The sequence below is a fragment of the Vibrio sp. 2092 genome (assembly GCF_033339635.1).
GTDB classification, from domain to species: Bacteria; Pseudomonadota; Gammaproteobacteria; order Enterobacterales; family Vibrionaceae; genus Vibrio; species Vibrio alginolyticus.
In genome coordinates this window covers 46683-62765 of record NZ_JAWOUY010000004.1, presented here as the reverse complement: position 1 = coordinate 62765, position 16083 = coordinate 46683, and the positions used below count along the sequence as shown (strand labels likewise).

At 41.7% G+C, this 16083-nt stretch carries 11 protein-coding genes; 6 read left to right on the top strand and 5 right to left on the bottom strand.

Annotated features, from left to right (window positions below; translation table 11 throughout):
• Nucleotides 1-416 precede the first annotated feature (416 nt).
• Nucleotides 417-773, top strand: coding sequence for a hypothetical protein (locus R7P80_RS09020; protein WP_005376535.1), 357 nt, complete (start codon nucleotides 417-419; stop codon nucleotides 771-773).
• Between the two features lie 102 nt (nucleotides 774-875).
• On the opposite strand, the gene dcuC is transcribed toward R7P80_RS09020, so the two are convergent.
• Together dcuC and R7P80_RS09010 are read right to left on the bottom strand one after the other, a co-directional pair.
• Entirely contained in the window at nucleotides 876-2243 is a 1368-nt protein-coding gene (dcuC, locus tag R7P80_RS09015; protein ID WP_170896952.1) for an anaerobic C4-dicarboxylate transporter DcuC, read from the bottom strand.
• Nucleotides 2244-2602: 359 nt separating this feature from the next.
• Nucleotides 2603-3727 carry an acyl-CoA desaturase gene (locus R7P80_RS09010; RefSeq protein ID WP_225491581.1) on the bottom strand — a complete coding sequence of 375 codons (1125 nt, stop codon included), beginning with the start codon at nucleotides 3725-3727 and terminating at the stop codon, nucleotides 2603-2605.
• 271 nt (nucleotides 3728-3998) lie between these two features.
• On the opposite strand from R7P80_RS09010, the gene R7P80_RS09005 reads away from it, so the two are divergent.
• The gene (locus R7P80_RS09005) at nucleotides 3999-4547 is read left to right on the top strand and encodes a GNAT family N-acetyltransferase (protein WP_005376525.1); all 549 of its coding nucleotides are present in this window, start codon (nucleotides 3999-4001) and stop codon (nucleotides 4545-4547) included.
• Between the two features lie 89 nt (nucleotides 4548-4636).
• Here the strand turns inward: R7P80_RS09005 and R7P80_RS09000 are convergent, their stop codons facing one another.
• On the bottom strand, nucleotides 4637-5254 hold the full coding sequence (locus tag R7P80_RS09000) for an HAD family hydrolase (protein WP_054701759.1): 618 nt from the start codon (nucleotides 5252-5254) through the stop codon (nucleotides 4637-4639).
• A 363-nt stretch (nucleotides 5255-5617) separates the two neighbouring features.
• Here R7P80_RS09000 and R7P80_RS08995 point away from each other — a divergent pair, with 363 nt between their 5' ends.
• Nucleotides 5618-7663 (top strand): response regulator, encoded by a 2046-nt coding sequence (locus R7P80_RS08995; protein ID WP_033906489.1) that lies wholly within the window; start codon nucleotides 5618-5620, stop codon nucleotides 7661-7663.
• A gap of 103 nt (nucleotides 7664-7766) precedes the next feature.
• Here the strand turns inward: R7P80_RS08995 and cqsA are convergent, their stop codons facing one another.
• Complete coding sequence (gene cqsA / locus R7P80_RS08990) at nucleotides 7767-8948, bottom strand: alpha-hydroxyketone-type quorum-sensing autoinducer synthase (RefSeq protein ID WP_225491582.1); 1182 nt, start codon at nucleotides 8946-8948, stop codon at nucleotides 7767-7769.
• Between the two features lie 337 nt (nucleotides 8949-9285).
• Entirely contained in the window at nucleotides 9286-10230 is a 945-nt protein-coding gene (gene ylqF, locus R7P80_RS08985) for a ribosome biogenesis GTPase YlqF (RefSeq protein WP_005376521.1), read from the bottom strand.
• Between the two features lie 447 nt (nucleotides 10231-10677).
• Between ylqF and R7P80_RS08980 the strand changes: the two genes are divergently transcribed.
• Genes R7P80_RS08980 through R7P80_RS08970 form a run of 3 tightly spaced genes read left to right on the top strand, consistent with a single transcriptional unit; the run spans nucleotide 10678 to nucleotide 16082 of the window.
• Nucleotides 10678-14343 carry an ATP-binding protein gene (locus R7P80_RS08980; protein ID WP_225491583.1) on the top strand — a complete coding sequence of 1222 codons (3666 nt, stop codon included), beginning with the start codon at nucleotides 10678-10680 and terminating at the stop codon, nucleotides 14341-14343.
• Nucleotides 14327-15493: an EAL domain-containing protein gene (locus R7P80_RS08975; protein ID WP_025767844.1), complete on the top strand. Its 1167-nt coding sequence runs from the start codon at nucleotides 14327-14329 to the stop codon at nucleotides 15491-15493. Before R7P80_RS08980 ends, R7P80_RS08975 begins: the two co-directional genes overlap by 17 nt.
• Nucleotides 15486-16082, top strand: coding sequence for a response regulator transcription factor (locus R7P80_RS08970; protein WP_025767843.1), 597 nt, complete (start codon nucleotides 15486-15488; stop codon nucleotides 16080-16082). Before R7P80_RS08975 ends, R7P80_RS08970 begins: the two co-directional genes overlap by 8 nt.
• Nucleotide 16083 lies beyond the last annotated feature (1 nt).

Genomic DNA, 16083 nt, shown 5'->3' with positions numbered 1-16083 from the left:
AAATAATTTGCAACATTAAAAGTGGATGTGAATTCATGGTTTTGTATGTAGTAAGAACGTTGTAAAAAAGTGACATTTTTTGTTCACTAATAACGAATGATGAGTCAAGACAGAGAGGTTTTACGCTGTTGAGTGCACAGTTCACATTTCAAATAAAAAATTTCAAAATGTTTCCATGTTAACCATCTGTAACAAAAAATGGCGAATTTATCATCTGACTGTCGTAAGTATCAGATGCAAAGGGTTTCTTAATTTTTAATTGTTAACCTTTTGTAATAATTGAAGCTGATTAGCTTTTATGTTCATTAAGTGAGCAAAAAAGTAACTTGTAATTGCTGATTTTAGGCGCAGAATATAGTGAAAAATGAGTTTTCATTTATGAAGGGATGCTTTTTAGATTTGTTGTGAGGTGACTTATGAAACTATTCCTATTACTCATGGCTTCGGTATCCGCTGGTATCGCATCAGCAGACCACATCCATTCATTTATGTTGGGCTTATCTATTGCTTCTTTAGCGGTAGGTAGCTGTTACTTCTTCGCATTTCGCAGCTCGCGCTTTCCACAGCTTGCTTTATTCCTACTTATTTGCGGCATGCTTTCTAAGTTGACGATAACCGTAGTCGGTGTGATGTGGGGAATGTCCGCGGAATTAATCACGTCTCCAATCGTATTCGCACTTTCATATTTATTCTTTTCGCTTGCCGTTACCTACTTATGGTTTAGCTACAGAGAGAGCATCACTAAGATTCCTGACCGATTTAAGTCAGCGTAAATCAACACATTAGAATAAGAAAACGCCAGCACATTTGCTGGCGTTTTTAATTAAACGTAATTTTGTTCGGATATTGCTTTTAGTTTGATCGTGGCAATACCGTTAGGCACTCATTGGAACAAGCACCATAGTACCAATAATCACCGTGATAAGGCCTGCTAGAACTGGAACGGATGTGCGTTTTACAACCTCAAACGGGCTGATGTTTGCCATACCTGATGTCGCAACGATTACGCCAGATACTGGTGAGATAGTACGGCCTAGGTTTGATGCTTGAAGCATCGGGATAATTAGGAACGCAGGGTTTAATCCCATTTTAGTAGCTAAAGATGGTGCTAACTCCACGAACGCATAGAAAGGCGCGTTGCCCGAACCCGTTGCAATTGCTGCTGCAACTGTCAATGCAGTTAGAATAAGCATTAAAGCAACGCCGCCTGCACCAGCATTGTCTGCGAGATGAAGTAGGTTATCGATAGCGCCGATAGACATCAGACCTTGTGCAAAAACCCCTGCGGCAACCAAAAGCATCACAACGCCTTTAAACGCGTCAGCCATGCCCGCGTAACAAGAATCTAAATCTTCTAGTGATTTCTTACCATCGAACTTATTTACAACATAATGGATCAGAGCTCCAAGGAAAATCGAACCAACCACAATAGTGTAGATGTCTAGACTAAGTCCTGGAATGGTACGACCGTTGAATAGGAAAACGCCGATGATAGGTAGAAATGGAAGAGCTGCATAAAACGCTGGTGCGTCAGCTTTGATCTCTGATACATCAATTTTTTCCATTGGCGTATTTTCTTTCTTATCTAAGTATTTGTTCCAGAAGAACGCTGCCGCTGCCATGACGATGATTGCGCAAATAGAAACAGGCAACACAGTTTGTACCGCAAACACATCAAGCTCTAAACCAGACTTTTCTGCTGCGATAACAACATCACCAGAAGTAGGAGAAAGGATGATTGCCGCTGGAGAGGCACACACTGCAACGGCTGCTGGACGAGAAATGCCCATCGCGACCATCATTGGGAATAATGTCGCCATTAATAGTACGCCAAGGCCTGTTGCAGAACTTACCGCAAGAGACATTAAACACGCCACAATGTAAGCCGCTACCAAAAGGACGTAAGGAGACTTGATGACAGAAAGCGGTTTAGAGAACTGTTTCACTACCACGTTGTTCGCGCCGATATGAGTCATGTATGACGCAAAACCACAAAGCAGCATGATTTGCATACCAAGACCGCCACCGCGGTATTGAAGCATGTATTTCACGTATTCAAGCGCATCTGTCACCATGTTACCAGTTGAGGTGATTTTTGACGGCAGCACGTCGTGCCCTAAAACGCCAGTCATAAGAAGTAAAGCAATACCAGCTGTCAGTAACACGCCCGCAGCTTTATAGCCTTTGACAATAAAGTAACCCACCGCAATGGTAACCACTAAGCCAATTAAGAGCTCTAACATAGGGATCTCCGAATGTTATGTAAAAAAGAAAGAAACTGTTTCAGTTTATGACAAGGAATTTACAGAATTCTTAGCTGTGGCACGAGACAAATATGGGGCTTGCATGATCTGAGACAAATAATAATTTAATAAATAATTTCGTTAGATTGTATTGTTGGAATTTGGTTTTCTAAGTGTTATATGCTGGTTTGAAGCTATTTATAGGAAGGAAAATATGACTAGGAAAGTGAATGAATAATGAGTGAATTGATTCACAATAGGAAAAAGACTTTACTCAATAAGCAATTATTGGAAAACACTCTTCACAACAAAAAAGCTTCGCCGAAGCGAAGCTAAGTAATCGTAAGAATGAGGATAAACTATGCGTATCGACGAACCATAAGGTTCCAACTACGCTGCTGCCGTTCGAACTCTGCTTTAATTTGCTGATACTTCATTTTTGTTACAGAACATTCGTATTTCTTTACCACACTGGCAGTTTTGGCACCGAGTACTTCTTTGCGCATCTCGTAGTATTCCTGCATGTGATGAACTAGAGTATCAAACTCGTGCTGTAGCTGATCGAGGATTGTTTGCGTGTTCGGTTTCGATTCTAGCTTTTCTCTTGCTTTCTTCAAAAGTTGACTCGCACGGGCTTTTTCAATTCTAAATGTAGGCGTTGTGCGCAACTTAGATGTGAGTCCTAGCCAAGAACATGACTTTATCAACCACTTCGTTGGGTCGTAATGCCACCAATACACGCCATTGCGATAGTCATTCTCGAAAATATGATGGAAATTATGGTAACCCTCTCCAAATGTGAAAAAGGCGAGTACACCATTATCGCGAGCAGTGTTTTTGTCTGTGAAAGTTTGCTTACCCCAAATATGTGCGAGGGAGTTAATGAAAAAAGTCGTATGGTGACTCATAAAGAGTCGAGCCGCACCAACGACCAATAACATCCCCCAGATATCACCGTAGATCAGTCCGAGCATGACTGGGAAACCAATATTAGTCAGTAGGGCAAGTGGAACATAATACTTATGCTGCCACATGACGATTTTGTCGCGCTTTAGATCACGGCAGTTTGTATATTCGTTTTCCTTTGATTTATTGTAATCACGTAACATCCACCCAATGTGAGAATACCAAAACCCCCGCTTGGCTGAGTACGGATCTTTATCGTTATTGTCGACATGTTTGTGATGCACACGATGATCAGAAGACCAATGTAATGCACTATTTTGCAAAGAAAATGCTCCTCCAATCGCAAAAATGGCGCGCAAAATAGGATGAGCTTCGTATGTTTTGTGGCTCCAGAGACGATGATAGCCTGCTGTAATAGAAAGGTTAGTAAAACTAAATGCAATCACTCCCCAAATTAGATGTTCCCAACCCAGTCCAAAATGATATGCATACCAAGGCATTACAATAAAAGTTAGAACAAAACTGGCAGAAAATATTAATATATTCAACCAGATAACAGGTGGTTTGTTTTGAGTCACAGGTGTATCCCTAACTTTGAGCTAACAACTGTTCGCCAGAATATCAGCGTACACATGTAAGTCAAATTAAAGTTAGACAAATGTGATGATTCCTTTGGGTGTAGATTAAGGAACTTGATGGGATATTTTGCTTTTAATTGAATAATGAGTAGTATTAAAAAATGAGCTCTGGCTTAAGGTGTATAAAATCTGCCAAGAAACAAGTGTTATAAAGGTGGAATATACCGAGACTCTATAAAGAAGCAAAAATGTAAGAAAATAGGAATACGTAATGGATTTACGATTAGCGGAATATAAGGACTACGAGCGCATTGCGCATCTTCATGCGGATAGCTGGAAGCGTCATTACCGTGGCATTCTTAGTGATAACTATCTTGAGAAAGAAGCGATTGACGACAAACTACTGATTTGGCAAACCCGTTTGACCAACCCACCATTCAATCAGCACATTGTCTTGGCGGAGGAGGGAGGTTTGCTACTTGGCTTTGTTTGTGTGTTCGGCAACCATGATTTCGAGCGTGGAACCTTTATTGACGCATTGCATGTCGATGACAGTTACCGTGGTCGTGGGATTGGTAAGCAGCTATTACTTGCTGTCGCAGAATGGCAACAGCAGTACTTTAAAGACACAGGTCTTTATTTAGAAGTTGTGTCGCAAAACATTTCTGCGATTGAATTCTATCGCCACATTGGTGGACAAGAGGATCAAGAGCGAACTTGGCGCGCACCTGATGGCAAAGAGGTGTTAGAAAAAGTATTCCGTTGGAAGAACGCCCAGTCATTAGTTAGTGGGATTGAGGAAAACGTGATTTACTCCTAACCTAGCGTTCTAAAACATTAGATAAGAGCAGTCTCAACACTGCTCTTTTTTGTTTATGCACCCTAACGTTATGTTTTATTACAAGCTTTCTAGAAGTTAACCCCCATGGCTTTTAGTTCGAGCTCACATTGCTGAGCATTTTCAAACTGAATAGCAGCCATTCCAACTGCTCGGGCACCTTCAACATTGTAAGGCATGTCATCAATAAATACTGTCTCTTCGGGGTTAAGCTGATACTTTGAAAGTAGAGTTTGGTAGATCTCCGCTTGTGGTTTTAGTAATTGAACTTCAGAAGAGATGATTGCTCCATCAAACAGTGGCCAAAACTCATAGGTAGTACGAAGATGTTCCACAATTTCGTTGATGTTGTCTGTGAGCGCATATACGCCATATCCGGCACTTTTTACTCGTTTTAACAGCTCTATACTGCCGTAAAGTAGTATTTGAGTGTGTTTTACATAATAAAAGAAGCGGTCCATTTCTTCCGTCGTTACTTGGTGTTCACGTTGATAACGCTGTTTTGCTTCCCTTTCGGAGATCGTCCCTTTATTTAAATCTTTCCAGATTTGTGATGAAAATAGCATCTGAGCCATTTTCTCTGACTCTACGGAACCACCAAATGTTAAGCGAACGATTTCTACTGGAGACCAGCGTACCAATACATTACCTACATCAAAAATGACATTTTTTATCCGGAAAGAATTCATGACACACCCCAAGCCAATTGTTTGTCACCGCGGTATATGCGGTGAGTGCTGTTTTTAAATCGTTGGAAAGCCGTGCCAAAGGCGCGACTTAAGTTTCTGGAACAAAATGAGATTAACATCCAATTGGATACAGAGCGATTATCGCAAAATTACACTAAACTATATGCAACTTTGTTTATTTGGTTGTAAATCAAGTGCAGCTGTCTTAAAAGATTGAAACTAAAGATAAGTATTGCGAGCTGTTTACGTCATTTCGCGCTGCTTATAAATGATGATTAATATATAATTAGTTAATAATAAAATGATAAAAGTGAATCAAAATCACATTGTTGTGCGTCAGGCGGAGTAAGCAAAACAGATTATATGGACTCGATACGTAAGGTTTATCAATATGCAGAACCAAACCTAACTCTCGTTGGCTGGATGGGGTTTCTTGGCTTTCCGCTGTACTACTTTGTCTGGGAGTTTGCCTTTCCACAGGCTTATGAAAATTTACCTCTTAGATTGTTTTGCTCGTTATTGTTTTTCGGCATCATTTTTAGAAACCGCTTATCATCGACTTGGAGAGATTATGTTCCTATTTACTACCAAGTGACGATAACGCTGTGCTTACCGTTTTTCTTTTTTTATATGTTACTGATGAATGACTGGTCCAATGTATGGGTTATGTCGTTTATGTCTGCAATTTTCTTACACATTTTACTGGTTCATGTTACTAGGGTCATGTTTGCTCAAACCTTTGCTGGGATAGGTTTAGCAACATTCTTCGCTTGGGTTGCAAAAGGGTTCCATCTTGACTTGACCATGGATTGGACTCATGTGCCAATCTTTCTGTTTATTTATGTCTTCGGTAATTTGTTCTATTTTCGTAACCAAGTTGAACATGAAGCGAAAGTCTCGCTGGCAAAATCATTCGGGGCAGGGATTGCACATGAAATGCGTAACCCGTTGAGTGGGCTTTGCACTTCAATAGATGTTATCCAGTCGATCTTGCCCAACATGAAAGAGGCAGGAAAAGAGCAGTACGTCATGAGTGTAGAGGATGTCACCTTATTACGTGAAGTGAGTCAGGATGCAATGAACATTATCCAATCGGGTAATGAAACCATCGATTTATTGCTAACTTCGATTGATGAAAATCGAGTTTCTCGTTCTAGCTTCAAAAAATATTCAGTTCACTCGGTCGTTGAACAGGCAATTGAAAGCTTCAGTTATAAACGTGCCACTGATCGATTTGCCATATCGCTGGATGCGAGAAGTGAGTTTGAGTTTCTAGGTAGTGATACGTTACTTAAATACGTTATGTATAACCTCTTCAAGAATGCCTTCCATCACCGTAAATCTGAAGATTTTCACATACATGTATCCATGATAAGTTCAGAACGCTTTAATCAAATTGTTGTAACCGATAATGGTGCTGGCATTGCTCCTGATGTTCTACGCAATATCTTTCAAGACTTTTACACCACTGGCAAATCAGGAAGTTATGGTTTGGGCTTACCGTTTTGTAAAAAAGTCATGCGTTCATTTGGGGGGAACATTGAATGTCAATCTCAGTTAGGGGAGTGGTCTCAATTTACGTTAACTTTCCCACTAACGACATCTGATACCGTTACTGAAATAAAAAACGATCTGACTAAACTCAAAACCATTCTAACGGTGACTAGCCAAGATATCTTGGTGTCTAAAGTAACAGATATTAGCCGTTTTATGGGCTTTGACTCGACGATTTTAGATGCCAACCAAGTACTCAAAAAGAAAGAGTACGAGTTCGAATTCGATCTGATTTTTATCGATCTTGAGAGCTTAGATCCAAGAGCAAACCAATTGGATAGATTAGAATCTCTCTTGTCTTTCACTGAAGCACGCATCGTTTATCTTTTTGAGCATCATCCGACTCAGAGAGCACGTAAGGCTGCATATGAACCTATTTGGATCGAAACGCAAGCCTGGTTATTGAATACTAAACCAACTATTGAGCGTCTCTTATATGATTCAAGCTATGTATCGACACCAACGGCCTCGGTGACGTTAGATAATTCAAATAAGCGTACAATTATGGTCGTGGATGATAATGAATCTTTGCGTAAATTCACGGCAATGTTACTTGAAAAGCAAGGCTTTGAAGTGATTCAGAAAGAAGACGGGCAGCAGGCTCTGGATACACTAGAGCAAGAAGATGTTGATCTCATTCTGATGGATATCGAAATGCCAATTATGGATGGTGTAGAAGCGTCTAGGCGAATTCGAAGCTCGGATAAAAACTATGCGTCGGTACCTATTATTGCACATACAGGGGATAGTTCACCTGTCACGTTGGACAAAATTGGGTCTTCGGGTATGTCTGACTTCATCGTAAAACCGGCGGATAAAAATCGCTTGTTCGATAAAATCGCAAACTGGATCTAATCATTCGCGACTTGTTTTCTTGAGGCGAGTTGCTCACAACGAATAACACGAATAAAGAGCTCAGCAAAACTGTTGAGCTCTTTAGTTTTATCTACACACTAACTTACACAAACTCTAAGTCAGGGTGTGCGAATGCTTGTTGGCAGACAGTGAGTACATGATCAACTTCAGCAGCTGTCATGTCTGCATTGACTGAAAAACGGATGATGTTTTTGTTCCTTCCAGTTGCAGGGCGGCAAAACACTGCGCCGTAAACATTTCGCTCTTCGAGAAAGTCGCGGACTCGCTCAGTGTTTCTCTCGTTACCACATTCTAATGCGATAATTTGTGATTCACTGCGAATAGTAAATCCAATGCGTTTTAAACCAACGGCTAAAGACTTGGCTCTTTCAAACAGAATATCTCGCTTATCATCTGATTTTCTTATGACGTCTAGTGTTTTCTCTAGCCGAATGATCTCTTGCGGTAATACGGTAGAACTAAATATTGCAGGGTACGCCACAAACGGAAGCGTCTTCGCCAGTTTTTCTGGGCCTAAAATCGCGCCAGCACGATAAGCAAATGTCTTGGCAAGACTAACGGTAATAAAATCTACCTTATGAGTTAAGCCAAGACCCTGCAGTATCCCCGCACCTTGTGGACCGTGTGTACCTAAAGAGTGTGATTCATCTACAACCAGGCCGCAGTCAAACTCCTGTGCTATTTCGTAGATATCACGTAGAGGAGCGATGGTCCCGATAGTGCTGTAAACCGAATCCACAATAATGATCCCTGAACCGTGACGTGAAATCTGCTTTCTTAGGTGACTGGTGTTGTTATGCATGAACGGATGAATTTGTGCTCCGGCAATACGTGCGCCTTCCCACAAAGACATATGTGCAAAGAAATCAATGTACACAGGTATGTTCGGTGCACAAATAGTCTGCAATAAACCGACATTCGCAGCCCAACCAGATTGAGAAAGTAGACAACTAGGCATACCAACGAAACTGGCTAGTTGCGTTTCAAATACAGGTTTCGATTCATCGTTTTGTAAGAAAATCGCGGACATCACGACGTTGTCATCGTGCTGGGAAATCGCATCACGATGCGCGTTTTGAATCTCCTTATTATGAGACAGTGCAAGGTAATCATTGCTTTGCAGGACAACGGCATTACACGGTGGGCGTTTACCAAGAACAAGGTGTTTTTTGTTCTCATTCGGTTCGATTAGATCTTGAATATAAAAATCTAGGCGTTCCTCGATAAAGGAGGGAAGTGGTTTGCTTTGTATAGTTTCACTCATAATAAATCTCTTCTTCATATGGAAAAACGCCAGCGCTGACACTTATTCATATTGCGGATTTTGGGGAGAGTGTCACTAACCAGGTTGCATAAGTTTGCAGACCCTTGCAAACTCGACATTTGAGGGTTGGATGGTGGCTGTAACTCTATAGGGGCCCGGGGTCTAAACTAGTTTGTGCTTAAAGTTTATACGGCGATTTTGCGGTGTTTTTTCGTGCTTCATATCTGGGATTTTGGATGAGGAATATAAAGTTTGAAAAGTGAAAAAAATGGGCGCATTAGATAACAAAAAAGGCGCGAAAATCGCGCCTTGAAACATGAGTAGATAAAAGACAAGCTTATCGCTTATTACGTAAATAGCGCTTACGACGCTCTTCTTTACGCTTCGCTTTTTCTTCTTCTTTACGGGCGGTCTCAATCTCGACTTCAATCAGTTCTTGAGTGATCATTTCTGGGCGTTCTAATGTAATTTGGCCCAAAGTGCCTTGGCGAAGTTCGTGCAATAAGATCTCTGATACTTTGTGCAAGTCAACACGTCCACCTGCACGTAGTGCACCGCGGCGACGACCAATTTCTTCCATGATCTCGATATCTGATTCTGGAAGCTCTTCAATTTGATAACGCTCTTTAAGCTTATCTGCATAATGAGCTGCTAGGTATTCAATGGTATAGAATGCGACTTCGTCATATTCCATCGCTGTATCTTTTACCGCGCCAGTAGCCGCAAGGCGGAAGCCACTGTGTGGATTTTCCACTTTTGGCCATAAAATCCCTGGAGTATCAGATAATACGATGCCATTTTGCAGGTTGATACGTTGTTGACGACGTGTAACCGCGGGTTGGTTACCTGTTACAGCGATTGTTCGACCTGCGAGGGTGTTAATGATCGTCGACTTTCCAACGTTTGGGATGCCCATGATCATGGTGCGAATGTTTTTACCAATTTCTTCTCGGTGTGGGGCAAGTTTGCGGCAAAGCTCCATGATTCGATGCACTTCTTGTGGTTCAGAAGTCGTGATCGCCATTGCTTTTACATGTTGCTCTTGCTCCAAGTGCTCAATCCACAGTTGAGTTAACTCTGGATCGGCCAAATCACGTTTGTTCAAAACTTTAACGACAGGTTTGTCACCACGGATTTGAGAAATCAAAGGGTTTTCACTACTGAAAGGAATACGAGCATCCAGTACTTCGATGATCACATCCACTTGAGGGATTGCTTCTTCGATCTCTTTACGTGCTTTGTGCATGTGGCCAGGAAACCACTGGATTGAGTTATTAACCATTTGAATTTAATACCTTAATTTTTCTAATGCTCCAGCGGTTGTAAAAGTAGCAATGTGAGTCTTGAGTAATACAATACTAGAACGCATTTTCTAAAACTGTGTTTACTTCAAGCTGCTCGAAACCGCGGAGTTGAGCTTTCTTTCATGTTAATACGCCAGTTTATCATGGAATGATGATGAATCATTCAAGATGAAAGTAAAAAGCTATGGCGTGCAAACCTAAAAGCACACATCCCTTATGTATACCGACTCGCAGTGAATATCCGTCTGGGTGAGAGACCGAACGCAAACGCTGTGTAGTCAAAGGTGGATTGTGTTGTCAGATTGTTCTGACGAATTTTGGTTTTTTACTTTTATATCAGAGTGTTATTTTTATTTCACTATTGAGCTAAGTTTGACTTTTATCTGACAAAAACTAGTCTGAGCTTCCATTCAGAGGAAGCAGTCATGCTCAGTATTCTTAGAAGTATTACGGTATCGTCCGTCGCCTTAATTTTTTTAGCGAGTTCTTTTTGCTCAACGGCCAAACAGAGTCCTAAACCGAAGGTCATCGTTGGTGTTATTGCGCAAGACGAAGCTAAAGACTCGTTTGACGGTAGCGTTGGTCCTTCGTACGGAATTAGTCTTGAGTATTTGTCTAACATTACTAAAGCTCTGGATTATGAGTTAGAACTTCGGACTTACAAGCATATTCCGTCTTTACTTGCGGATGTCGAAAGCAAGAGGATTGATGGTGCGGTTGGATTTAGTAAAACAGCAGCAAGAGAAAAGCGTTTCTTGTTTTCGATGCCTTTTTTTTCGAGCACTATCGCTGTTTGGTATCGGAATGCCACTTACCGAGATAGTGATGCGCGTGATCTTAAATGGGTGTGTGTTGAGGGCAGTGTATATTGTGACAACCTCACTGAACGCGGTATCGATAAGATACATTACGTTAAAACACGTTTAGAGGCGTTTAATGAAGTTAAGCGAGGTAAAGCGAACGCGCTGATTTACACTTATGTTGGTATTACCCAATATTTGGATTTGAATGACATTGTAAAAGGGGTTGTCGATATTCCCAGTTGGTTGAAAAACGAAGAGGTGAGTTTTATCGCTTCGTTGGACAAACAAAGTCTGATCGATGACATCAACAAAATCCTTCAGTGGGAGCAAAATGGAAAAAACATTCGCTCCGTCGCCTCGAAAAATCCTTACCATATCAGTGATAAGTTATTGGTAGATTACCGACGTAATCATCAAAACAAACTAGTGATAACTTACAGCAGCAGTGACGAAGCTTATCCGTTTCTCTACCGAGATTCGCAAACGGGCGAGTTAGATGGCTTCTTTCCAGATTTTGTCGACTTATTGCAGTCTCGTACTGGCTTGAGCTTTAAGTATGTGAAGCCGACGTCGAGCCTTTCTAATGGATTAACGGCATTTGATGCCGATATAGTCCCCATATCTTATGTGGGTGAGCTACCTAAGTCAGATTGGTTGTTCACTAAACCATTCATGCACAGTAATTACGTGGCTATCCAAACGGAGCAGAGCAAGCGCGATAAATCTGCACTGAAAGAAGCGGGTATTCTGCTCACTTTGAAAAAGCAAGGGTTAGTTCATTTGGGCACTTGGCAACAAGGCCAAGTTGATCATTATGATGATTTGAAAAAGCTGCTTACCGATTTGAAATCGGGCGTTTTGGATGTGGCTTACATTCCTGACGACATCGTTCACAACATGATTGCACAAGATCAAGTCGATGGCTTGGTGATCAATGCGGAGGACGTTTTGACGTTCTCTAATGCATTTGCGGTTGCAAACCACAATACACAACTTCAACACATGTTGAACAGCATCATCGAAACCATTGATTCTAACGAGATCGAAAAACTGCTGCGTTCTCACCGAAGCTTCAAACTGACTTATGGCTATGACGCGGAGCAGATCGCTACATTTGTTGTTGCTGGTTCATTCATATTCTGTCTCATGTTAATTGCGGCGTATTTCATCTTATCTCACATGCGACTTAAAGTGAGGTTAGCCGAATTTAATGCTGACAATGAGGAAGCGGAAAAGCAATGGCTGATGGACATCATCAAAGAGATCAATAGCTTGGTTTTTATCCATAGTGAAAATAACCATATGGAGATGAGCAATTGTGCCAACTACAACAGTAAACAGTGCCAACAATGTAAGTTGAAAAGTGATTCTGCGCACGCTCCTCTGGTGAATAATTTTGATGAACTAACCACTGTTATTGCTGGAAAGCGTATCTCAGAAGAGGTTGCCTCGTCGGGCTGTGAACTTGATATTAAACATGTATATCGAGAACGCAAAGTCATCGCTTCTCCTAGCGGTAAGAACAAGTTTGTACTGACTGTTATTCAAGATATTACCCAGCAAAAAGAACGTGAGCAGGCGTTAATCGATGCGCAAAAAGAAGCGCAAACCGCGGTACGTGCGCGCGAAAACTTTTTGGCAACCATGAGTCACGAATTAAGAACGCCATTGTCGGCAGCACACGGCATCCTCGATTTGCTAAATCGCCAAGTGACGGCAGATTCAAATCGCGAGTTAATTGCCCAAGCCATACGCTCGCTCAATCATTTGAATACGCTAGTAGACGAAGTACTGGATTATTCAAAGTTAGAGGCAGGGCACTTAACCGTCGCCCCAGTTAAGACCGACTTGCTTAAAACCTTGTGCGATGTGTTTCGAAGCTTTGAACCACGAGCGCTTGCGAAAGGTTTGGATTACAAAGTGACAATCAAACCATTTTCGAATGCTTTCATTGAAATCGACGCGCTGCGATTGGTGCAAATTACCACCAATCTGCTCTCCAATGCGGTGAAATTCACTGCCGAAGGAGAGGTTGGAATCAGTGTCATTCTTCATGAAAAGCAGCTTATTTTGAAAGTGGCGGATTCAGGTATCGGCATGACGGATGACCAACTCGAAGGCATTCTCAATCCTTTTGTTCAAGCGGATGACACTATTACGCGTAAATATGGCGGTACTGGATTGGGGCTAAGCATTGTTGACCGATTGATCGACAGCATGGGCGGCGTGCTCTGCATCGATTCACAATTTGGCTTGGGCACGACGATTACCGTCAGACTGCCAATTGAGCATTGCGACTCTGAGCCAGACGTTTGTTTGAACTGGACGTATAGCGAGAGCTTACCACTTAATGTTCGCCAGTGGTGTGACGCGTGGAAAATGCGTCCAGCGACGTTAAAAACAATGGTGGCGAACCTTCACCCTATACACGACAGCGATGCCAGTTTTAATGGCCTAATGCTGCGTGACGAACAAAGGGTACTTGGCAGTCTTACGCTAAGAGAGCTTCAATATCCAGATACATTGTTCAATTTGCTCAGCCAAACGCAGCAAGAAACCAAGCTTAGTGACGCAAATCAAGAAGTGGTTTCTTGGGTTCTCGGCACGGTACTGGTCGCAGAAGATAATCCCATTAACCAAAGTGTGATAGCAATGCAGCTTCATGAACTTGGAATCGAACCTGTCATTGTGAATAACGGCCGCGAAGCATGGGAATACATCAACCAAGATGAAAACGTTGTGTTGCTGCTGACCGATTTTCATATGCCAGAAATGGATGGCTATGAGCTTGTTAGGCACGTGAAAAACTCCGAATTTAAAGCAATTCCAATCATCGGTGTGACAGCAGAAGATGCTCGTCTTGCCATTGAACGTACACAGGATATCGGCATTGATGATGTGCTCTACAAGCCCTATGACCTTAATCAATTAAAAACCGTTTTGATTCCATTTATTGGCGAAAAAGAGAGGGGTAGGCTGCCCGGCTGGATTAAACGGTTCAAAGCACAGGACGCAAAAGAGATTGCGCGCGTGTTTAGTCAATCAATGTCTACAGATATAAAAAACTTAAACGCCGCATCGACTGAGCGAGACAAAAAACGGGTCATTCATGGCATCAAAGGAGCGGTTGGGGCGATAGGGGTAAGCATGCTGACTGAGCTTTGTATTGAGGCAGAACGAGTTAGTGCTGCGGAGTTTGACAGGCGAACAGCGGAGCTAATTTTACGAATCGAGCAGGAGATCGAAAACATAAACTATTGGGTAGAGACAAATGAATACACAACTTAATGTGATGGTGATTGATGACCATCCGCTACAAACCACAATACTTTCGCAAATATTGGATCGCTATTGCGCGCAAGTCATCCCCTTTAACTGTGTGGATGCTGCTATTCAGAGTGTGCAGGAACAACATTTTGACGTAATTTTTTGTGATATCCAAATGCCCGGAAAAGACGGCATCGATATGATGGAAATGCTCGATAAAGTCCAGTACCAGGGGCAAGTTGTACTGGTCAGTGCAATGGAATTGACCATTATTTCTGCGGTAAGAGCCATGTGCGAGGGATTTAGTTTTGAAGTATTAGGGAAGCTGCCTAAGCCATACGATGAAAATGAAGTCGTTGATTTGTTAGGTAAAATAAAAGATGAAAAAGCGAAACAAGTCAGCTTTGCGCAACCTATTGAAGTGGAAGATCAAGAATTCCTGTTTGCTCTGGCTGAAGGGCGCGTGAAAAATTATTACCAGCCTTTAGTCGATGTGCAAAGTGGGAAAGTGCTTGGGTATGAAGCGCTCGCGCGTTGGAATCACCCCATTTATGGTGTGTTAGCACCTCATTATTTTTTGCCAATTGTAGAGCGTTGCCGCCTTTCAGGAGAGTTGTTTCAAGCTGTATTGAGTAATGTTATCTATGACATGAAACACCGCGGATTGACGCAAAACGTATCCATCAATGTAGACCATGAAAATTTAGAAGATACGGCGTTCTCTCACTACTTTTTACAGCAATGTTCAGAGAGCGAGATTGACCCATCACAAATCACCATTGAAATTACAGAGCGAGATACATTTCAGACTAGCGCGTCCCTGTACAAGAATTTACTCAAGTTGAGGATGAACGGTGTCACTGTCTCAATAGATGATTTTGGCACGGGTTCATCGACGTTTGAAAAACTGGCTCAACTGCCATTCAACGAGTTAAAAATCGATCGTTCGTTTGTACAAGGTGTCGAATGCGACATCAAAAAACGCAACATCGTTGTTGCTATTTGCGCGTTAGCGAAAAGTTTGAATATACGACTGGTCGCGGAAGGTATTGAAGACGAAGTCACACTGCAAGCGATACGTGAGTATGGGATTGATCTTTGCCAAGGCTTTTACATTGATAAACCCATGCCACTAGAAGCCATAACCATACTAAATGAAAGATATGAATAAATTGAATTACTTGATCTTTGACGATCATCCTCTCGTTTGTGTTGCAATCAAGTCGTTGTTGGAAGAGTTAGGTAAAACAAATGGGGTATTTACTGCAACATCAGCGAAGATGGCATTACAAATATTGAAAAAGGAAGAAATTCAACTGTTGATCTTAGATGTGAACTTGGCAGATTGCGATGGGTTTGATTTCTACAAACGTATCAAATCCCATGGTTATGAAGGCAAAGTCATTTTCTTCTCCGCTGAAACTAGCCAAATGTACAGCCAAATGGCTTTTCGTTCTGGCGCTGATGGCTATGTGTGTAAATCGGAAAATCACGACATTCTTAAAGACGCGATAGAAGCGGTAGAGAAGGGGTATACCTTCTTCAAATTTAAGCAAGTTGTTAACAGCGTTCGAGAAATGTCACAACTTTCAAGCAGAGAAAGTGCAGTAATGAAGTATTTACTACAAGGAAAGTCCAATAGAGAAATCGCTTCAGTGCTATCAATAAGTGATAAAACAGTCAGCACATACAAACGCCGTCTATTGGATAAATTTAACGTAAAGAACATTGTTGAGCTAACAAGAGTGGCGGGGGCGTAAG

Coding starts and splice junctions, on each gene's coding strand:
- cqsA (WP_225491582.1), bottom strand. CDS start 8,948: ATGAGTGAAACTATACAAAGCAAACCACTTCCCTCCTTTATCGAGGAA.
- R7P80_RS09005 (WP_005376525.1), top strand. CDS start 3,999: ATGGATTTACGATTAGCGGAATATAAGGACTACGAGCGCATTGCGCAT.
- ylqF (WP_005376521.1), bottom strand. CDS start 10,230: ATGGTTAATAACTCAATCCAGTGGTTTCCTGGCCACATGCACAAAGCA.
- R7P80_RS08995 (WP_033906489.1), top strand. CDS start 5,618: ATGGACTCGATACGTAAGGTTTATCAATATGCAGAACCAAACCTAACT.
- R7P80_RS08975 (WP_025767844.1), top strand. CDS start 14,327: ATGAATACACAACTTAATGTGATGGTGATTGATGACCATCCGCTACAA.
- R7P80_RS08980 (WP_225491583.1), top strand. CDS start 10,678: ATGCTCAGTATTCTTAGAAGTATTACGGTATCGTCCGTCGCCTTAATT.
- R7P80_RS09000 (WP_054701759.1), bottom strand. CDS start 5,254: ATGAATTCTTTCCGGATAAAAAATGTCATTTTTGATGTAGGTAATGTA.
- R7P80_RS09020 (WP_005376535.1), top strand. CDS start 417: ATGAAACTATTCCTATTACTCATGGCTTCGGTATCCGCTGGTATCGCA.
- dcuC (WP_170896952.1), bottom strand. CDS start 2,243: ATGTTAGAGCTCTTAATTGGCTTAGTGGTTACCATTGCGGTGGGTTAC.
- R7P80_RS08970 (WP_025767843.1), top strand. CDS start 15,486: ATGAATAAATTGAATTACTTGATCTTTGACGATCATCCTCTCGTTTGT.